This is a genomic window from Candidatus Palibaumannia cicadellinicola (assembly GCF_002855795.1).
Classification (GTDB): domain Bacteria; phylum Pseudomonadota; class Gammaproteobacteria; order Enterobacterales; family Enterobacteriaceae; genus Baumannia; species Baumannia cicadellinicola_C.
This window is the reverse complement of record NZ_NJPO01000084.1, coordinates 1-1,437: the sequence shown is the minus strand read 5'-3', so window position 1 is coordinate 1,437 and position 1,437 is coordinate 1. Positions and strand designations below refer to the sequence as shown.

The 1,437-nt window shown below is 33.8% G+C and carries 1 protein-coding gene and 1 pseudogene; both read left to right on the top strand.

Going from position 1 to position 1,437, the window contains the following annotated elements; all coding sequences use genetic code 11:
• On the top strand, positions 1 to 820 hold an 820-nt coding region (gene pheS / locus CEX73_RS01715), incomplete at its 5' end, for a phenylalanine--tRNA ligase subunit alpha (RefSeq protein ID WP_101626877.1).
• Positions 821 to 835: 15 nt separating this feature from the next.
• A pseudogene (locus tag CEX73_RS01710) lies at positions 836 to 1,437 on the top strand (phenylalanine--tRNA ligase subunit beta); the annotation flags it as partial.

The window sequence follows — 1,437 nt, the reverse complement described above, 5'->3', positions numbered from 1 at the left end:
AGTAGGTGCTATGATTAATCAGGCAAAAAAAGAAATTGAGCAAGCCCTAGCTGAACGTAAAAATACTCTAAAATTAGTAGCCATTCAAGTACAACTGACAACAGAAACTATAGATGTATCATTACCTGGTAGACGTATAAATAATGGTGGATTACATCCAATATCACATACTATTTTTAGGATTGAGAGTTTTTTTAAACAACTGGGTTTTTCAGTAGAAAGTGGACCAGAAATAGAAGATAGTTATTATAATTTTGATGCGCTTAATATCCCTATTAATCATCCATCGCGATCAGATCATGATACCTTTTGGATTAATAGCACCTACTTATTACGCACCCAAACTTCTAGTATTCAGATTAGAGCTATGCAAGCTTACGAACCACCTATCCGCCTGATTGCATCAGGTCGTGTTTACCGTAATGATTACGACCAAACTCATACTCCTATGTTTCATCAAATGGAAGGATTAATCATAGATAAAGATATTAATTTTTCTCACTTAAAAAGTACTATACATCAATTTTTGCAACATTTTTTTGACGAAGATGTAAAAGTTCGTTTTCGTCCTTCATATTTTCCATTTACCGAACCTGCAGCAGAAGTAGATATTATGGATAATAATGATAACTGGTTAGAAGTACTAGGCTGCGGTATAGTACATCCTAAAATTTTACATAATGTTGGCATTAATTCCGACTATTATTCAGGCTTTGCTTTTGGTATTGGTATAGAGAGAATGGCAATGCTACGTTATAGTATCACTGATTTACGACTTTTCTTTGAAAATGATTTACGTTTTTTGAAACAATTTAAGTAAAGGATAGTACAGATAGTGAAACTCAGTGAACTTTGGCTACGTGAGTGGGTAAATCCTGCTTTAGATAGTCATGCTCTAACAGAACAAATGACAATGTTTGGTCTAGAAGTAACCAGTGTAGAAGCAGTTGCTAGTAAGTTTACTAACGTAGTGATTGGTCGTATAGTAAAATGTGATCGCCATCCTAATGATGATAACTTATGGATTACTAAAGTTGATATTAAAGGTCCTAGTCTTCTGACTATTATTTGTAGTGCTCAGAACTGCCGTAATGATTTACTAGTTGCTGTAAATGTAGTTAGTACTATATTATATGATCAATTATCACAAGGACAATTATGTTCCAGTTTTGAATTAGGTATTAGTAATCATAATGATCAGATGAGTCTAATTGAGTTACCAATTGATGCCCCTATAGGATGCAATTTATGCGATTATTTACAACTGAATGACAATATTATCGATATAAGTGTTACACCTAATCGTGCTGATTGCTTAGGAATCTTAGGTGTAGCCCGTGAAGTAGCTTTGATTAATCATTTACCATTACAACAACCATCAAGTCAACCAGTCACACCAGTTATCATGAATACACTACCGATCCATATCGAAGATAC